12 protein-coding genes are annotated in these 17,521 nt (G+C 47.9%); 10 read left to right on the top strand and 2 right to left on the bottom strand.

Annotated features, from left to right (window positions below):
• Nucleotides 1–94 precede the first annotated feature (94 nt).
• From K9N75_RS13865 to cirA, 4 genes are all read left to right on the top strand, one after another.
• The gene (locus K9N75_RS13865; protein WP_020303681.1) at nt 95–1,240 is read left to right on the top strand and encodes an ABC transporter substrate-binding protein; all 1,146 of its coding nucleotides are present in this window, start codon (nt 95–97) and stop codon (nt 1,238–1,240) included.
• Between the two features lie 57 nt (nt 1,241–1,297).
• The gene (locus K9N75_RS13860) at nt 1,298–2,380 is read left to right on the top strand and encodes a FecCD family ABC transporter permease (RefSeq protein WP_224451749.1); all 1,083 of its coding nucleotides are present in this window, start codon (nt 1,298–1,300) and stop codon (nt 2,378–2,380) included.
• Complete coding sequence (locus K9N75_RS13855) at nt 2,377–3,165, top strand: ABC transporter ATP-binding protein (RefSeq protein ID WP_008813912.1); 789 nt, start codon at nt 2,377–2,379, stop codon at nt 3,163–3,165. The genes K9N75_RS13860 and K9N75_RS13855 overlap by 4 nt, the downstream gene beginning before the upstream one ends.
• Before the next feature lie 207 nt (nt 3,166–3,372).
• The gene (gene cirA, locus K9N75_RS13850; RefSeq protein ID WP_224451748.1) at nt 3,373–5,334 is read left to right on the top strand and encodes a catecholate siderophore receptor CirA; all 1,962 of its coding nucleotides are present in this window, start codon (nt 3,373–3,375) and stop codon (nt 5,332–5,334) included.
• Between the two features lie 66 nt (nt 5,335–5,400).
• Here cirA and metG read toward each other — a convergent pair whose 3' ends face one another.
• Nucleotides 5,401–7,455 carry a methionine--tRNA ligase gene (metG, locus tag K9N75_RS13845; RefSeq protein ID WP_224451747.1) on the bottom strand — a complete coding sequence of 685 codons (2,055 nt, stop codon included), beginning with the start codon at nt 7,453–7,455 and terminating at the stop codon, nt 5,401–5,403.
• Between the two features lie 275 nt (nt 7,456–7,730).
• On the opposite strand from metG, the gene apbC reads away from it, so the two are divergent.
• From apbC to dcuC, 5 genes are all read left to right on the top strand, one after another.
• A complete protein-coding gene (gene apbC, locus K9N75_RS13840; RefSeq protein WP_008813909.1) occupies nt 7,731–8,843 on the top strand; it encodes an iron-sulfur cluster carrier protein ApbC in 1,113 nt (370 codons plus the stop codon).
• A 203-nt stretch (nt 8,844–9,046) separates the two neighbouring features.
• The gene (udk, locus tag K9N75_RS13835; protein WP_004089611.1) at nt 9,047–9,688 is read left to right on the top strand and encodes a uridine kinase; all 642 of its coding nucleotides are present in this window, start codon (nt 9,047–9,049) and stop codon (nt 9,686–9,688) included.
• Nucleotides 9,689–10,123: 435 nt separating this feature from the next.
• Nucleotides 10,124–10,705 carry a dCTP deaminase gene (gene dcd / locus K9N75_RS13830; RefSeq protein WP_061059884.1) on the top strand — a complete coding sequence of 194 codons (582 nt, stop codon included), beginning with the start codon at nt 10,124–10,126 and terminating at the stop codon, nt 10,703–10,705.
• 96 nt (nt 10,706–10,801) lie between these two features.
• Nucleotides 10,802–12,670, top strand: coding sequence for an outer membrane assembly protein AsmA (asmA, locus tag K9N75_RS13825; RefSeq protein ID WP_224451746.1), 1,869 nt, complete (start codon nt 10,802–10,804; stop codon nt 12,668–12,670).
• A 306-nt stretch (nt 12,671–12,976) separates the two neighbouring features.
• Nucleotides 12,977–14,335: an anaerobic C4-dicarboxylate transporter DcuC gene (dcuC, locus tag K9N75_RS13820; protein ID WP_008813906.1), complete on the top strand. Its 1,359-nt coding sequence runs from the start codon at nt 12,977–12,979 to the stop codon at nt 14,333–14,335.
• 80 nt (nt 14,336–14,415) lie between these two features.
• Here the strand turns inward: dcuC and K9N75_RS13815 are convergent, their stop codons facing one another.
• Nucleotides 14,416–15,999 carry a TerC family protein gene (locus tag K9N75_RS13815; protein WP_039187586.1) on the bottom strand — a complete coding sequence of 528 codons (1,584 nt, stop codon included), beginning with the start codon at nt 15,997–15,999 and terminating at the stop codon, nt 14,416–14,418.
• 642 nt (nt 16,000–16,641) lie between these two features.
• Here K9N75_RS13815 and rfbA point away from each other — a divergent pair.
• The gene (rfbA, locus tag K9N75_RS13810; RefSeq protein WP_224451745.1) at nt 16,642–17,520 is read left to right on the top strand and encodes a glucose-1-phosphate thymidylyltransferase RfbA; all 879 of its coding nucleotides are present in this window, start codon (nt 16,642–16,644) and stop codon (nt 17,518–17,520) included.
• The last annotated feature ends 1 nt before the right edge of the window (nt 17,521 follow it).

Here is a 17,521-nt window from a genome sequence, read left to right as displayed (position 1 = left end):
TCGATTAATAAAATAAACAAATCACATTGATAAGTATTATCATTTGCTTTACCATTTTGTGCACTTATGGAATTGAAGAGCAGGAGTGGTGAAGGTGAAAGACACCGTTAAAGGAAGAAAATCGCGCTGGGGTATTCAATTACTCGCTGCAGCGACGCTGCTAGGCAGCATGAGTTCATGGGCTGCAACGGTCACGGATATTGCCGGCCGCAGCGTTGAAGTTCCCGCTAAAGTTGATCGCATTCTCCTCGGCGAAGGGCGCTTATTCTATGCCGTCTCATTGCTGGAAGGCCAAAAACCTTTTGACCGTATTGTCGGGTGGCAGGGGGATTTCCGCAAACTCGACCCGCAAACCTACGCCGTTTATCAGGCTAAATTCCCTGAAATTGACAAAATTCCGCTGATTGGCAATACCACTGCCGACAGCGTTAGCCCAGAAAAAGTACTGACGCTTAACCCTGACGTTGCCATCTTTGGCCTTTCGGGTCATGGACCGGGGCGCGATAGCCAACTGGTTAAGCAGTTGGAGAAAGCGGGTGTACCGGTTGTGTTTGTCGATTTCCGTACCTCTCCGCTGAAAAATACGCTACCAAGCATGCGTTTGTTAGGCCAGGTACTACACCGCGAACAGCAGGCTGAAAATTATATCAACTTCTACCAGGACAACGTGCGCTTGGTGACTGATATCACCAGCAAAATCCCCGATAGCCAAAAACCTAAAGTCTTTATCGAACTGAAGGCCGCAACCAGCGATGACTGCTGCGGTACCGCGGGTAACGGCAATATGGGTGACTTTATCGATCTCGCCGGTGGTAACAATATTGCGAAAGGTTTGCTACCGGGCGCGCTTGGTCAGATCAATCTGGAAAAGGTGTTGTCGGCCGATCCTGACGTTTACATCGCAAGTGGTGCTAAGGCGCCAAATGCCAAAGATCCGGGTATTAAGCTCGGGGCGCAGGTCGACGAACAACAGGCGCGCGATAGTTTGAACTTAGCGATGCAGCGAACCGGCATCAGTACGCTGAAAGCGGTTAAAGAAGGTAATTCGCATGCTATTTGGCACAGCTACTACAACTCGCCTTATAACGTATTGGCCGTGCAGGCATTCGCTAAGTGGATTTATCCTGAGAAGTTTGCCTCATTAGATCCTAAGAAAACCATGGACTCCATGTACCAACAGTTCCTTGCTGTTGACCCAAGCGGCACCTATTGGGTTGATGCTAAAGCGTCGAATCAGTAATCGATAATTGTCCCTGCCAGCCGCCGCCAGCAGGGATGACCATTCACAGGTAACAAAATGAGTGCAAGCACCGAGCCAATGACCGCCGTGAAACGTCACGACGCTAGCGCAGTTAAAGGCCATTACCAGCGCATTGTGCGCCATCGCCTAGTGATTATGGGCGTGATTGTGTTAGCGATTTTGGCATCGCTGATCCTTGATTTCACCATGGGGCCATCAGGCTTATCCCTCAGTACGTTATGGCAAACGCTGTGGCAGCCAGGAATGGCCGATGCGGGCACCCGCGTTATCGTTTGGGATATTCGTTTGCCCTATGCGCTAATGGCGATCGTCGTGGGATTGGCTTTAGGGTTAGCCGGCGCAGAAATGCAGACCATTTTAAATAACCCGCTAGCAAGCCCGTTTACGCTAGGTGTCTCATCCGCAGCGGCCTTTGGTGCTGCACTGGCTATCGTGTTGGGTATTGGTTTTCCTGGTATTCCCGACCAGTGGTTTATTTCTGCTAATGCCTTTATTTTCGCGCTGTTCGCAGCGCTGATGCTAGATGGCATCACGCGCTGGACACGAGTGGCTACCTCAGGCGTGGTGCTGTTTGGTATTGCGTTAGTGTTTACCTTTAATGCATTAGTTTCAATGATGCAGTTCATTGCGACGGAAGACACTCTGCAAGGGTTAGTGTTCTGGACGATGGGCAGTCTGGCTCGAGCCTCGTGGGAAAAACTGGGCATTTTGCTGCTGGCTTTTGCCATTTTGATGCCGATTTCGATGATGAGCTCATGGAAACTAACAGCTTTACGCTTGGGTGAAGATCGTGCGGTGAGCTTTGGTATAGATGTGAAGCGCCTGCGTCTAGGGACGCTGTTGCGTATCAGTATTTTATCCGCTCTTGCAGTGGCATTTGTTGGGCCTATCGGTTTTATCGGCTTAGTGGCTCCGCATATTGCACGCCTGATTTTTGGTGAAGATCATCGTTTCTATTTGCCAGCAAGTGCCTTGATTGGTGCGCTGGTGCTGTCGATGGCATCGGTTGCCTCTAAGAATTTGATTCCCGGTGTGATTATTCCTGTGGGGATTGTGACATCACTGGTTGGTGTTCCGTTCTTCCTGAGCATTATTTTGCGTCATAGGGGGAATGTATGATTTCGGGATTAGAGATTTCGCATTTCAATGCGGGCTATCCACGTAGGGCAGTGATCGAAGACTTATCGGTTTCAACGTTGCCGCGTGGCAAGATTACCGTGCTGTTAGGGCCGAATGGCTGTGGGAAATCCACGCTGCTGCGTTCTCTGGCAGGACTTAATCGAGCCACAGGTAAACTGTTGCTCGATGGCAACGACTTGATGGCTCAGCCGTTCAGCGAGCGAGCTAAGCAGGTGGTTTATCTACCGCAGTCTTTACCCGCTGGTGTTCACCTACATGTGCTGGAGTCGATTATTGTGGCTCAACGCGCCTCGGGCGGTATGGGTCATAAAGGCAACGAAGGCGAAGTCATGCGACTGTTGGAGCAGCTCGGTATTTCGCATTTGGCGCTGAGTTACTTGGATCAGCTATCGGGCGGGCAGAAACAGTTAGTGGGGCTGGCACAATCGCTGATCCGTCAGCCATCATTGTTGCTGCTTGATGAGCCGCTGAGCGCACTCGATCTGAACTACCAATTCCACGTCATGGATTTGGTACGCCGTGAAACTCAGCGGCGCAATATTGTTACCGTCGTTGTAGTGCACGATATCAACATTGCGCTACGCCATGGTGACCATGTGTTGATGCTTGAAAATGGAAAGCTGATTGCTGACGGTAAACCCGTTGAAGTGATTACGCCAGAAAGTTTGGCACGCGTTTATGGCGTCCGTGGACGCATCGAACATTGTTCGCAGGGAATGCCTCAGGTTGTGATCGACGGATTGGTCGCGGAACCCACCATCTGATTTTTTCCTGCCAGCAGTGTCGTTCATGAATAAGCTAGCTGAGCCAATTATCGGCTCCGCTAGCCATTACGTTCACGGCTAAACAACAGATTTCATCAATTTACTGAAGTACCAAAAGTGGGCTAAACGGCGCCATGAGAGCGCCATGCTTATTGAATAATAATTATTCTAATAACTATTTATATTAACCTCATGGAGATTGACCAAATGGCTAAGGCAAAACTTAACCCGTTAGCGAACTTATTGCGCGGGGGGCTTTGCGTACCGTTATTCATCGCAGCACCAGTGATGGCGGCCGAAGGGGACGACGTCATGGTTGTAACCGCTTCAGCAACAGAACAAAATTTGAAGGATGCACCTGCCAGTATCAGCGTGATTACGCGTGAAGATTTGGCGAAAAAGCCAATTCAAAATCTGAAGGATATTTTGCAGGAAGTTCCAGGTGTTCAATTGACCAACGAAGGCGACAACCGTAAGGGTGTGAGTATTCGTGGTTTGGATAGCAGCTATACCCTAATTTTGGTTGATGGGAAACGCGTAAGCTCGCGTACGGCGGTGTTCCGTCATAACGACTACGACCTAAGCTGGGTTCCTGCCGAGGCTATTGAGCGTATTGAAGTTGTTCGCGGCCCGATGTCTTCGCTTTATGGCTCTGATGCCTTGGGCGGCGTAGCCAACATCATTACCCGTAAAGTGGGAAAAGAGTGGCATGGTTCTTTAAGCGCTGACAGTACCATTCAGGAACATCGCGATCGTGGTGATAGCTATAACGGCAGTTTCTACACCAGTGGTCCGCTGATTGAAGATGTGCTGGGCGTTAAAGTCTTTGGTAATTTGGGCAAGCGTGAAAAAGATGATGCGCAGAAGTCCACAACGAGCAAAACCGGCGAATCAGGCCGTATCGAAGGCTACACCACGCGCGATGCTAACGTTGAGTTTGCTTGGACGCCAGAAGCTAATCAGGACATGACCTTTGGTTATGGCTTTGACCGACAGGATCGTGACTCTGACTCACTGGATAAGAATCGTTTAGAACGTCAGAATTATTCCATTGGTCATAATGGTCGCTGGGATCTGGCCAATACAGAAATTCGCGCTTATGGCGAAAAAATTGATAACTACAACGAAAATCGAATCACGGCTAAAAACAATGCCATCGACGGTAAAGTTGTCGTTCCTCTGGGTGACTTTAACCAGCTCTTCACTTTGGGAGGTGAGTACCGTAACGATAAGTTGAGCGATGCAGGTAACCTCAAAAACGGCGGTTCAACGTCAGCCAACCAATACGCACTGTTTGTTGAAGATGAGTGGCGTATCTTCGAACCGCTGGCCTTTACAGGCGGTGTTCGTATGGATAACCATGAAGATTATGGCGTTCACTGGAGCCCGCGTGCCTATTTAGTCTACAGCGCAACGGATACGGTTACGGTGAAAGGGGGCTGGGCAACGGCGTTTAAAGCGCCTTCGTTATTGGAGCTGAGCCCAGACTGGCAGTCTGCTTCATGTCGTGGCGCATGTACTATCGTCGGTAGTAAAGATCTCGATCCTGAAACGTCAGAAAGTTTTGAACTGGGTCTGTACTATGCCGGTGATGAGGGGATGTTGGACGGTGTGAACGCCAGCGTAACCGTGTTCCAGAATAACGTTAAGGATATGATTAACGTCAATCGTACTTCAGACGTTTCTGTCGCGCCGACGTATCCGAACTTTGTCGGCTTCGATAAGAATGGTAAGCCAATCTTTAGCTATTACAACGTTGATAAAGCGCGTATTAAAGGTGTTGAAACCGAGTTGAAGGTACCGTTTACCGATGAACTCAGCATTAGCATGAACTATACCTACAACGATGCACGTGACTTGACTAACGATCGCCCATTGAGCACACAGCCGTTCCACACTGCAAACAGCACGTTGGACTGGAAACCGGTTGAAGACTGGGCATTCTACGTTTCTGCCAACTACTCGGGCAAACGTCGCGTGGTTTCTAGCTCAGATAAAGCCTCGGGCGGTTATACGCTGTGGAACACCGGTGGTTCATATCAGATGACGAAAGATCTGAAACTGCGTGCCGGCGTTTTGAACGTGCTGGATAAAGACCTGAACCGCGATGATTACAGTTACAACGAAGAAGGGCGTCGTTACTTTATTGCTGCGGATTATACTTTCTAAAGCTGTATTCCACGTTTGTTGAGTATAAAAAAACCCGCCAAACGGCGGGTTTTTCGTATCAGGATATTATTTAACCTGATGGCCTGGCTGGGCACCGCTGTCAGGGCTGAGTAGGAAGATATCCTTACCGCCAGGACCTGCGGCCATCACCATACCTTCAGACATGCCGAAGCGCATTTTGCGTGGGGCCAAGTTTGCTACCATTACGGTTAAACGGCCAACCAGTACGCTAGGATCTGGATACGCTGAGCGGATGCCGGAGAAGACCTGACGGGTTTCGCCGCCTAAATCCAGCATCAATTTCAGCAGTTTATCGGAGCCTTCAACAAACTCAGCGCTTTTGATTTCAGCAATGCGCATGTCAACTTTGGCAAAATCGTCAAAGGTGATGGTGTCTTGAATGGGCTCATCGGCGAGTGCCCCGGTGGCTGGTTTGGACGCCGCCACTGCAGCAGCCGCAGCGGCTTTACCATCTTCGATCATCGCTTCAACTTTTGCCATTTCAATACGGTTGAACAGCGCTTTGAACGCGTTAACCTGATGACCGAGCAACGGTTGGGCAATACCATCCCAAGTTAACTGTGTATTCAGGAAGGTTTCGGTGCGCTCGCTCAGTGAAGGCAGAACCGGTTTCAGATAGGTCATGAGCACGCGGAACAGGTTGATACCCATTGAGCAGATAGCCTGTAAATCAGCGTCACGGCCTTCTTCCTTCGCTACGACCCACGGTGCTTGTTCGTCGACATAGCGGTTTGCCAGATCGGCTAGCGCCATGATTTCACGAATGGCTTTTCCTGATTCACGGTTTTCGTACGCCTGAGCGATTTCATCCGCAGCATTCACAAAGGTCTGATACAGAGCAGGATCGGCCAAATGCTCAGACAGTTTGCCGCCGAAGCGCTTATTGATGAAGCCCGCGTTACGAGAGGCTAGGTTCACCACTTTGTTCACGATGTCAGCGTTCACACGCTGAACGAAATCTTCCAAATTCAGGTCAATATCGTCAATGCGTGAAGAAAGCTTCGCGGCGTAGTAGTAGCGCAGGCAGTCTGGGTCTAAGTGATCCAGATAGGTGCGCGCTTGCACGAAGGTTCCGCGAGACTTAGACATCTTGGCGCCGTTAACGGTAACGTAGCCGTGGACAAATACATTGCTTGGCTTGCGGAAGTTGCTGCCTTCCAGCATTGCTGGCCAGAACAGACTATGGAAATAGACGATATCTTTACCGATAAAGTGATACAGCTCGGTAGAGGAGTCTTTGCGCCAGAATTCGTCAAAGCTCAAATCGCTGCGTTTTTCACACAGGTTTTTGAATGACCCCATGTAGCCAATTGGCGCATCCAGCCATACATAAAAGTATTTACCCGGCGCATCTGGGATCTCAAAACCGAAATATGGAGCATCACGGGTGATATCCCACTGCTGTAAACCGGATTCGAACCATTCCTGCATTTTGTTCGCGACCTGTTCTTGCAACGCGCCGGAGCGAGTCCATGCCTGCAACATTTCGCTAAATGAAGGTAAGTCGAAGAAGAAGTGTTCTGATTCACGCATGATAGGCGTAGCGCCAGAAACGACGGATTTAGGCTCAATCAGTTCGGTTGGGCTATAGGTGGCACCGCACACTTCGCAGTTATCACCGTATTGATCGGGCGACTTACATTTCGGGCAAGTCCCTTTGACAAAACGGTCTGGCAGGAACATCCCTTTTTCTGGGTCGTAGAGCTGAGAAATCGTGCGATTTTTAATAAAACCGTTTTCTTTCAGGCGACCATAGATCAGGCTCGACAGTTCACGGTTTTCTTCGCTATGCGTGGAGTGATAGTTGTCGTAGCTGATATTAAAGTCGGAGAAGTCTTTCTGATGTTCCTGACTCACGGCAGCAATCATCTGCTCAGGCTCAATACCCAACTGCTGAGCTTTCAGCATGATTGGGGTCCCGTGGGCATCGTCCGCGCAGATAAAGTGCACTTCGTTGCCGCGCATTCGCTGAAAACGAACCCATACGTCTGCCTGAATGTGCTCGAGCATGTGGCCGAGGTGAATTGAGCCGTTGGCGTACGGAAGCGCGCACGTCACTAAAATTTTTCTTGCGCTTGCTTGGGAGGTGACTGAAGCCATAGTGGATTTGCTGTCTCTTTAAAGAATGGAACGGTGCAGAAGATGTTACCTGATTGAGCCCGTTGCCGCTAGGTTGCTGTGTTTGTTAAGCGATTTTCTTTCTTAATGCGCGGATCTTAAGTTGTCTAACGCGGAGCCGGTGGAGTTCTGGTATGCTTATGACTGCTGTGTAAATAAGTAGAATGGCTGTGTAAGTGAGTTATGTAAGCGAACAAAGATAAAGACGCTTCGCAGCACCCTCTGAAGATAAAAAATGAATGACACAAGGAGCCGGGATGAGCAATAAATCCCATGAAACGTCCACTCCCGAAGCACTGCGGACGCAGGTCGGCGAAATTCTCGCGGCCTTTACCCATCCAACACTTAATCATCCGCTGAGTGCGCTCAAGGCGTTGCACCATTGTGCTCTGCTGGACAATACTTTACACATCGAACTGCTGATGCCTTTTGCGTGGCAAAGCGGTTTTGCTGCGCTGAAAGATGCCACAAGCGCTGAACTGCTGCGTGTGAGCGGAGCGAAGGCGATTGAATGGCGTTTGGCGCATAATATCGCCACCTTAAAACGTGCCAACGACCAGGCTGGCGTGAAAGGTGTACGTAACATTATTGCTGTGAGCTCTGGTAAAGGTGGTGTTGGCAAATCAAGCACCGCGGTGAATTTGGCGCTGGCGCTCGCCGCCGAAGGCGCTAAAGTCGGTATTCTCGATGCGGATATCTATGGCCCATCGATCCCGATGATGCTGGGAACGCCAAATGAGCGCCCAACGTCGCCAGATGGTCAACACATGGCGCCTATTATGGCGCATGGCTTGGCGACCAACTCGATTGGCTACTTGGTCACTGACGATAATGCAATGGTTTGGCGCGGTCCCATGGCCAGCAAAGCGTTGCTGCAGTTGCTACAGGATACACTGTGGCCTGATTTGGATTATTTGGTCTTGGATATGCCTCCGGGTACCGGCGACATTCAGCTAACGCTGGCGCAGAACATTCCAGTAACAGGCGCCGTGGTAGTGACGACTCCGCAAGATATTGCCCTATTGGATGCGATGAAAGGCATCGTGATGTTCGAGAAAGTCCATGTGCCAGTGCTGGGTGTGGTGGAAAACATGAGCATTCACGTATGCAGTAACTGTGGTTTCCATGAACCTATCTTTGGCACCGGTGGTGCTGAGAAACTGGCGGAAAAATACAAGATCCGTCTGTTGGGCCAGTTACCGTTGCATATTTCACTGCGTGAAGATTTGGATCGCGGTGAACCGACGATGGCATGTCGTCCAGACAGTGAATTTGCGCATATTTATCGTCAGTTGGCGGCGAACGTTGCAGCGCAGCTATACTGGCAGGGCGAATCTATCCCGACAGAAATCGCCTTCCGCGCGTTGTAATTCACCGTAGTATTATTTAGCGCCGAATGGCGGGTATAATGCGGGCATTAAACTGGATGCCCGTAATTTCACCGATTAAAACCTGCAAAATTCTGGTATCAATCCGCGTAACTCCCTATAATTGCCGCGTCCCAAGCAAGCAGCGGTGAGCTGTCTCTGCTTAGCCCCCCGTCGAACATTTAACACCAGGTCTTAAAAATTATATGACTGACAACTCCCATCAGTGCGTCATTATTGGCATCACGGGCGCATCTGCCTCAGGCAAAAGTTTGATCGCCAGCACACTTTATCGTGAATTGCGTGAACAAGTGGGTGAGGAGCACATCGGTGTGATCCCGGAAGATTGTTACTATAAAGACCAGACCGATCTGACGATGGAAGAGCGTGTTAAAACCAACTACGACCATCCAAGCGCGATGGATCATAGCCTGCTGTTTCAGCATTTGCAGATGCTAAAAGCAGGTAAAGCCGTCGAACTTCCGCAGTATAGCTACGTAGAACACACCCGCAAACAAGAGACCATCCATCTAGAACCGAAGAAAGTTATCATTCTAGAAGGGATTTTGCTGTTGACCGATGCTCGCTTACGCAATGAGCTCAATTTTTCTATTTTCGTTGATACCCCGCTGGATATCTGCTTGATGCGTCGTATCCGACGCGATGTGAATGAACGTGGCCGTTCCATGGATTCGGTGATGGCACAATATCAGAAAACAGTGCGTCCGATGTTCCTACAGTTTATTGAACCCTCTAAACAGTATGCAGATATTATCGTGCCGCGTGGGGGTAAAAACCGCATTGCAATCGATATTCTGAAAGCGAAAATTAGTCAGTTCTTTAAATAAAGCATTTTTGAACGGAAAATATTAAGGCCGATGACTCGGCCTTTTTTTATGCCAATACGCGGCTCGTTTCACGCCAAAAAATAAAGTCAACGTTGATTGACGCAACAATACCTCGGTTTTACCCATCGTAAATATCATTTCAGTCATAATAATTCACTTTCATCTATTTCAACGCGTGTTTCAGAATCGCTATGAAGCAATAGACGCAAAGCGTGAGTCGCATAGCTTACGAATTAATTATTCTGAAAAAGCCCGTCTTAGGGCTGTATAGGACGATTGTTAGTCTCTGAAATGCCGACAGTTGGGTGAAATAAAACCAATAAGTGAAAAGTTTATCGACAAATCATGTGAGGCATTTCAGAAACTAAGTGTCATAAGGTAGTATGTGCCATAGTTTGCAGCCATTGCTGCTTTGCCCGTAACGGAGAGAAAACCATGAGACTTTGTGACCGCGATATTGAAGCTTGGCTAGACGCGGGAAAACTCACTATTTCACCTCGTCCGCCAGTAGACCGTATTAACGGTGCTACCGTTGATGTGCGTTTAGGGAATAAGTTTCGTGTTTTCCGTGGGCATACCGCACCCTACATTGATCTCAGTGGGCCCAAGGCTGAAGTGGCTGAAGCATTAGAACGCGTGATGAGCGATGAGATCATTCTTGGTGAAGAAGACGCTTTCTTCCTGCATCCCGGTGAACTTGCGCTTGCGGTGACCTTAGAATCGGTAACCTTACCTGATAACTTAGTTGGCTGGCTGGATGGACGCTCTTCGCTGGCGCGTTTAGGGCTGATGGTGCATGTTACGGCACACCGTATCGACCCCGGCTGGCAGGGGTGCATTGTGCTAGAGTTTTACAACTCGGGTAAGCTGCCGCTGGCGCTTCGTCCTGGCATGCCAATCGGTGCACTTAGCTTTGAACCACTATCTGGGTCAGCAGCGCGTCCATATAATAGCCGCCAAGATGCAAAATATCGTGATCAGCAGGGCGCTGTGGCGAGTCGTATTGATAAAGATTGATGCTTGTTGATGTCCTTGGTGTTTAGCTGCCTAGCGATAGCGTTGACGGTTATGACATCGAGCTCGTATACCGCTTGTCTTTAGATAGAGGATGGCATGAGACGATTTTTAACGACCATTGTAATTCTGCTGGTTGTGCTGGCTGTTGGAATGACCGCGCTGGTGTTGCTGGTTAATCCCAATGACTTCCGTAGTTATATGACGAAAGAAGTACAGCAGCGCACGGGCTACGAATTGCAGTTAGATGGTTCGCTACGTTGGCATGTTTGGCCTCGTCTTAGCATTTTATCCGGACGAATGTCGTTGACGGCTCCCGGAGCGGCACAGCCGGTTATTAGCGCCGAAAATATGCGGTTAGACGTCGGCCTTTGGCCTCTTCTCTCTCATCAGCTTGATGTGAAGCAGGTGATGCTAAAAGGCGCCGTTATTCGTTTAACGCCGGGTAGCGACGCTCAGAAACCAGAGAATTCCCCGATTGCGCCATCGGGCTCACGCGAACTGTCCAGCGATGTCGCATGGAAACTGAACATCAAAAAAGTTCAGGTACGAGATAGCTTATTGATCTGGCAGCAGGATAAAGATGACCAGATTAATATGCGTGATATTAATTTATCGATCGATCAGGATAGTGCACGTCAGGCCAGCATTGAGTTATCGAGTCGGATCAACCGTAACCAGCGTGATCTTAACTTCAAGCTTGCCGCGAACGTTGATTTAAGCAGCTACCCTCAGCGCTATAGCGCCGTGGTTTCTAACTTTGATTATCAACTGAGCGGGGTTGGATTACCTGCCAGCGGAATTGCTGGGATGGGGAGTGCAACGGTCAGCTACCAACAACAGCCGCAGCAAATTGATATTTCAAACTTGCTGGTGACAGCCAACCAAAGCCAGTTGCAGGGGCGCATTCAAGGCGCAATGCAGGAAAATGGCACATCGGCTTACAAAGTGGATTTGCAGTCGGCAGCGCTTAATCTTGATAACCTGTTTGGCTGGACACCACCTACCGAAGGTGCAGATGGTTCTGCTAATACCGCTGAACAGGCAACGCTGCGTTCTCCGGTCACATCCAACCCAGAATCTACTGCCCAGGTTGGGGAGATGGCATTTTTACGTGACTTCACTGCTGAGTTAAAAATTCAGGCTAACGAAGTGATTTATCATGGCTTAAAACTCGCTGACTTCTCTTTGGCGGCACAAAATGAGCAGGGCAACGCCACATTACAGAATATCAGCGGCCGTCTGGGCAAAGGAACGTTTCAGGCACAAGGCACGTTGGCAGTGGTGGACAACCAACCCGCTCAGGTTAGTTTAACGCCGCAGATAGAAAATATTACCTTAGAACCTGTTCTTCATGCTTTCAGCCAACCCGATGCGCTGGTAGGGGATTTAACGCTGACCGGCAAATTTAACGGAACGGGTATGACGCTGGTTGATGTGATGCAAAATTGGGATGGCCATGCGCATATTTCATTGGCTAATGCTCGACTTCAGGGCATGAATATTCAGCAATTAATTCAGCAAGCGGTGATCCGGAATCATTCGGATGTCTCGGGTAAAGACAGTTATTCTGATTATACCAAGGTACAGGAACTCAAAGCTGACACGGTATTACGCAATGGCATTTTGCGAATCACTCGGTTCTTTGGCAGCTCAGAGATTTTGACCGTTGGTGGCTCAGGATTGGTCAATCTAGAAAACCAAAGCTGTGACATGAACTTGAATGTGCGGGTGCTTGAAGGATGGAATGGCAAAGATAGCGTGGTTAAAGCGTTACAGAATGCGGTTATTCCTTTGCGGATTTATGGCCCATGGCAGCAACTGAGTTATTCACTTGATGCAGATAAAGTCTTACGCGATCAACTGCAACAAAAAGCCAAAGATGCACTCAATAATTGGCTGAGTAAGCATCAGGACAAAGACACAAAAGATAAGAAGGATGTAGAGCGGTTGTTGAATAAACTCTAATTCTTTTGCAAAGCAATTCTTCGAAGCCGTAGCCTGAGTGCTACGGCTTTTTTATTGCTTCCAGAATTTCGTTAAATTGCAATCGAGAAAGACTGAATTAAGCGGCAAATCACAAACTTATCACGGCATAAACAAACACGGGTAATCGTTGACCGAAGTCAGTAAAATCGTCTGCCTTTTTCGGCAAAGTTCGACTGTTTGCTGGGTTTATTGGCTAGTGATGGTTAATTCGTTCTTTTTTTCATCGCAACGCTATTCAAGTTCCGCAGAGAACTTATTTAAAGCAATACCTATAGAGGCTTTTATATGATTGAGTTGTTAATTGGTGTACTCGTTGCGACAGGGGTTGGACGGTACATCATCAAGGGCTATTCGGCTACTGGTGTTTTGATGGTAGGCGGCATTTTGCTACTTATCATTAGTGCATTAATGGGACATCAGGTATTACCGGCCAGTGCCAAATCGACGGGGCTCAGTGCCACCGATATTGTGGAATACATCAAAGTGCTGCTGATGAGCCGTGGTGGCGATTTGGGCATGATGATTATGATGCTGTGTGGTTTTGCCGCTTATATGACCCACATCGGTGCAAACGATATGGTGGTGAAACTCGCATCGCGTCCGCTGCAATATATTAACTCTCCCTATTTGCTGATGATCGCGGCGTATTTTGTTGCTTGCCTGATGTCGCTGGCCGTTTCCTCTGCAACTGGACTGGGCGTATTGCTGATGGCAACGCTATTCCCAGTGATGGTTAACGTCGGTATCAGCCGTGGCGCCGCTGCTGCGATTTGTGCATCTCCAGCGGCAATTATTCTTGCACCGACCTCTGGCGACGTAGTGCTGGCTGCGAAAGCATCTGAAATGCCATTAATTGATTTTGCTTTTAAAACCACGCTGCCGATTTCTATTGCTGCCATCATCTGTATGGCCATCGCGCACTTTTTCTGGCAGCGCTATTTAGATAAAAAAGAAAACGTCTCGCATGAAATGTTAGACGTCAGCGAGATTAAAACCAATGCGCCAAGTTTTTATGCGTTATTGCCTTTTACGCCAATCATAGGTGTTCTGATCTTTGATGGTAAGTGGGGGCCTGAACTACACATTATTACTGTTCTGGTCATCTGTATGCTGGCCGCGGCTATTATTGAATTCTTACGTGGTTTTGATGCGCAGAAAGTCTTTGTTGGGTTAGAAGTTGCCTATCGTGGTATGGCGGATGCTTTTGCTAGCGTTGTGATGTTATTGGTCGCCGCGGGGGTATTTGCGCAAGGACTCAGCACGGTCGGTTTTATTAGCAGTCTGATCGATCTGGCTCAGTCGTTTGGCACCGGTGGTATCGTGATGATGATGGTGCTGGTGGTCATCACCATGTTGGCTGCAATGACGACAGGGTCGGGTAACGCGCCTTTTTACGCGTTTGTGGAGCTTATTCCTAAGCTTTCAGCTCAGATGGGCGTTAACCCAGCCTATCTAACTATTCCTATGCTGCAAGCTTCCAACCTTGGCCGCACACTGTCACCGGTGTCTGGTGTGGTTGTGGCTGTCGCGGGGATGGCAAAAATATCTCCATTCGAAGTCGTTAAACGTACTTCTGTTCCGGTGTTGGTCGGATTGGTTGTTGTTATTGTTGCCACCGAAATTTTAGTTCCGGTTCATTTGTAACAATCACAGCGTATTGTATGTATAGAAAAGCGGGCTCGGCCCGCTTTTTTCATAATAACATTTTGATTATTGACGCTTAATCAGACTTCATAGTCATCTTCAGGCACCGCCAGCGGTGTTATTTTTATTTTCAGAATCCGGTGGCTAATGATTTCGAGTGGTTCAAACATGTAATCACCGATTCTAATTTGCTCGCCCACGTTTGGAATGCGTTGCAAATACTCCATCAATAAGCCTGCCAAAGTGTGATATTCACGCTTTTCATCGATTGGCAGCGGTATATAGAGAACCAAATCTTCCAACGGCATATAGCCGTTTGCTGTCCATGTGCCATCTTCGTTTTGCTGAATATCATGGCGAGGGTCAATGTCTTCACCAGCGACAGGGAGGTTACCAGCGATCGTCTCCATCACGTCCGTCAGCGTCACAACGCCCTCGACAGACCCGAACTCATCAACAACGAAGGCAAAGTGAGTCTGCGCTTGCCGGAATTGTTCCAACGCCATCAGTAACGATACGCCTTCTGGGAAAATCAGCGGCTGCTTAACCAACGATCGCAGATCAAGTTCTTCGCCTTGTAGCTGCTGTTTCAAGAGATCAATAACGTGAATAACGCCCAGCGGCTCATCGGCGGCATCGTCGTCGGTCACAACGATGCGAGTATGCAGATTTTTCTGCAACAGTTCGTCGAGCTTACTTTTCGGGTCATTAAGGTCTAACTGTTCAACATCATGGCGAGACGTCATGATGCTGCTGACGGTGCGTTGTGCCATGCCCAGTACGCGTTCAATCATCATGCGTTCTTGTGGGATAAACAGATCGGCTTCACCACGGTTATCGGCAATTAAGCTCGAGGTATTGGCATCAAGCTGTGCTTCTTCATGCTTACCACTCAGCAAACGCAGAACGGCCTCAGCGGTACGCTCACGCAGTGGGCGAGAAGAGGAGAGGAAGCGACGCCGATTATATTGAGAAAGCTGATTCAATATTTCGATAATTACCGAGAAACCGATAGCGGCGTACAAATAGCCTTTTGGAATCAGGTAGCCGAAGCCTTCTGCGACTAAGCTAAAGCCAATCATCAGCAGGAAGCTGAGGCAGAGAATGATAATGGTGGGATGCGCATTGACGAAATTGGTCAATGGCTTGCTAGCCAGCAACATCAGGCTAATGGCGATACAGACGGCGGCCATCATCACCGCAAGGTGATCGACCATCCCCACAGCCGTAATCACGGAGTCGAGAGAGAATACCGCATCCAGAACCACTATCTGAATGACGACCGGCCAAAACTTGGCTCCTTTGCGCTGATTATGATTTTCATGGTCTTTACCCTCGAGCCGTTCATTAAGCTCAACGGTAGCCTTAAATAGGAGGAATATCCCACCGGTGAGCATGATCAAATCACGCGCACTGAAAGAATGATCGACAAGGGTAAGGATGGGTTTCGTCAGGGTGGCTAGCCAGGAAATAGATGCCAGCAGAATCAGGCGCATCACTAACGCCAGTAATAGCCCCACAACACGTGCTTTATCACGTTGGTGACGCGGGAGTTTTTCAGCCAAAATGGCAATAAAAACAAGGTTATCAATACCTAGAACAATCTCGAGCACGACCAGTGTTGCCAGCCCTGCCCAAATAGTCGGATCAGCGATCCATTCCATATGCTTTGCTATACCTTTTAAGTTATTACGGTTATTCCAGAGGAATGATCGGTGGTTAAGCCGATGAATTCAAGTATAAGCATGCTATGGATAAGTGAAAACTATGGATAGACAGCAAAAACTCCAATTTGTATGTTAATTTGCACGTTTCTAAAACAGCTAAGCTTTTTGTGCGTATTTATCCTTGTATCAGGCCGCTAGAAGTATGAGAATTAGCCCGCAGTTGAAAACGTCAGAAATAGTGAACGCAGGGAAAGTTCTTAAAATGGAGTTAGATTAAGAATCATCCGAGGTAGGCGCTCTCCACAGAGGTGTACCCTCCCTGCACCCCTCGACAGGGGCCACATCGCCGCAAGTTTGAACAGTGCATTGGTAGCTGATGAGCCAAGGGCGGTAGCGTGCCGATCTTACCCTTAGCGAGGTTACGACTCACCAATAAAAGCAAGATGAATATATTATCTAAATTAGACTTGAATCAGTAAGATTAAAGTATCTGACAAAGCGGCATGTTTTTCATCTTTATGAAATGTTTTTACAAATACTGCTGAGCAGTATCTGATATTCTTCTCTATAATAAAATTATTTAATCCATTGGAATAATCATTCTCTTCATCTCTAGGATGGAGTATTAGGATTTAAGATATGAAAGGTATTATTTTAGCAGGTGGATCAGGCACTCGTCTTTACCCAATTACGATGGGTGTATCGAAACAGTTGTTGCCTATTTATGATAAGCCAATGATATATTATCCACTATCGGTGCTAATGTTAGCAGGAATACAAGATATCTTGGTGATAACAACTCCTGAAGATAAAACTAGCTTTGAACGTTTACTTGGCGATGGAAGCCAACTTGGCGTGAATCTTAGCTATGCGACACAGCCAAGTCCTGATGGGTTAGCTCAGGCATTTATTATTGGCGAAGAGTTTATCGGTGCGGATCCAGTTTGCTTGGTATTAGGAGATAATATCTTCTTTGGTCAAGGTTTTAGTCCTCGCTTGAAAGCAATTGCACAGAAAAACCAAGGAGCTACTGTATTTGGCTATCAAGTGATGGATCCTGAGCGATTTGGCGTAGTGGAGTTTGATGACAACTATAAAGTTCTATCTATAGAAGAGAAACCAGAAAAACCAAAATCAAACTGGGCAATTACCGGACTATATTTTTATGATAATAAAGTTGTTGAATATGCTAAAAAGGTAAAGCCATCTGAACGTGGAGAATTAGAGATAACATCTCTTAATGAAATGTATCTTAACGATAATAATTTAAGTGTTGAGCTTCTGGGGCGCGGTTTTGCATGGTTAGATACCGGAACTCACGATAGCTTAATCGAAGCCGGTAGTTTCGTGGAGACGGTTCAAAAAAGACAAGGGATGATGGTTGCCTGTCCTGAGGAGATTGCTTGGCGAAATGGATGGTTGAGCGATGAAGAGCTTTCTACAATAGCAAAAAAATTGCAAAAGAATGAGTATGGAATATATCTTTCTAGATTGCTAAAGAATACTAACAATATATAGT

The sequence above is a fragment of the Hafnia paralvei genome, assembly GCF_020150375.1.
Classification (GTDB): Bacteria; Pseudomonadota; Gammaproteobacteria; order Enterobacterales; family Enterobacteriaceae; genus Hafnia; species Hafnia paralvei.
Note: the sequence above shows the minus strand (reverse complement) of the source record. Positions and strands in the feature narration are given on the sequence as shown.

Coding starts and splice junctions, on each gene's coding strand:
- K9N75_RS13860 (WP_224451749.1), top strand. CDS start 1,298: ATGAGTGCAAGCACCGAGCCAATGACCGCCGTGAAACGTCACGACGCT.
- K9N75_RS13855 (WP_008813912.1), top strand. CDS start 2,377: ATGATTTCGGGATTAGAGATTTCGCATTTCAATGCGGGCTATCCACGT.
- cirA (WP_224451748.1), top strand. CDS start 3,373: ATGGCTAAGGCAAAACTTAACCCGTTAGCGAACTTATTGCGCGGGGGG.
- metG (WP_224451747.1), bottom strand. CDS start 7,455: ATGGCTTCAGTCACCTCCCAAGCAAGCGCAAGAAAAATTTTAGTGACG.
- apbC (WP_008813909.1), top strand. CDS start 7,731: ATGAGCAATAAATCCCATGAAACGTCCACTCCCGAAGCACTGCGGACG.
- udk (WP_004089611.1), top strand. CDS start 9,047: ATGACTGACAACTCCCATCAGTGCGTCATTATTGGCATCACGGGCGCA.
- dcd (WP_061059884.1), top strand. CDS start 10,124: ATGAGACTTTGTGACCGCGATATTGAAGCTTGGCTAGACGCGGGAAAA.
- asmA (WP_224451746.1), top strand. CDS start 10,802: ATGAGACGATTTTTAACGACCATTGTAATTCTGCTGGTTGTGCTGGCT.
- dcuC (WP_008813906.1), top strand. CDS start 12,977: ATGATTGAGTTGTTAATTGGTGTACTCGTTGCGACAGGGGTTGGACGG.
- K9N75_RS13815 (WP_039187586.1), bottom strand. CDS start 15,999: ATGGAATGGATCGCTGATCCGACTATTTGGGCAGGGCTGGCAACACTG.
- rfbA (WP_224451745.1), top strand. CDS start 16,642: ATGAAAGGTATTATTTTAGCAGGTGGATCAGGCACTCGTCTTTACCCA.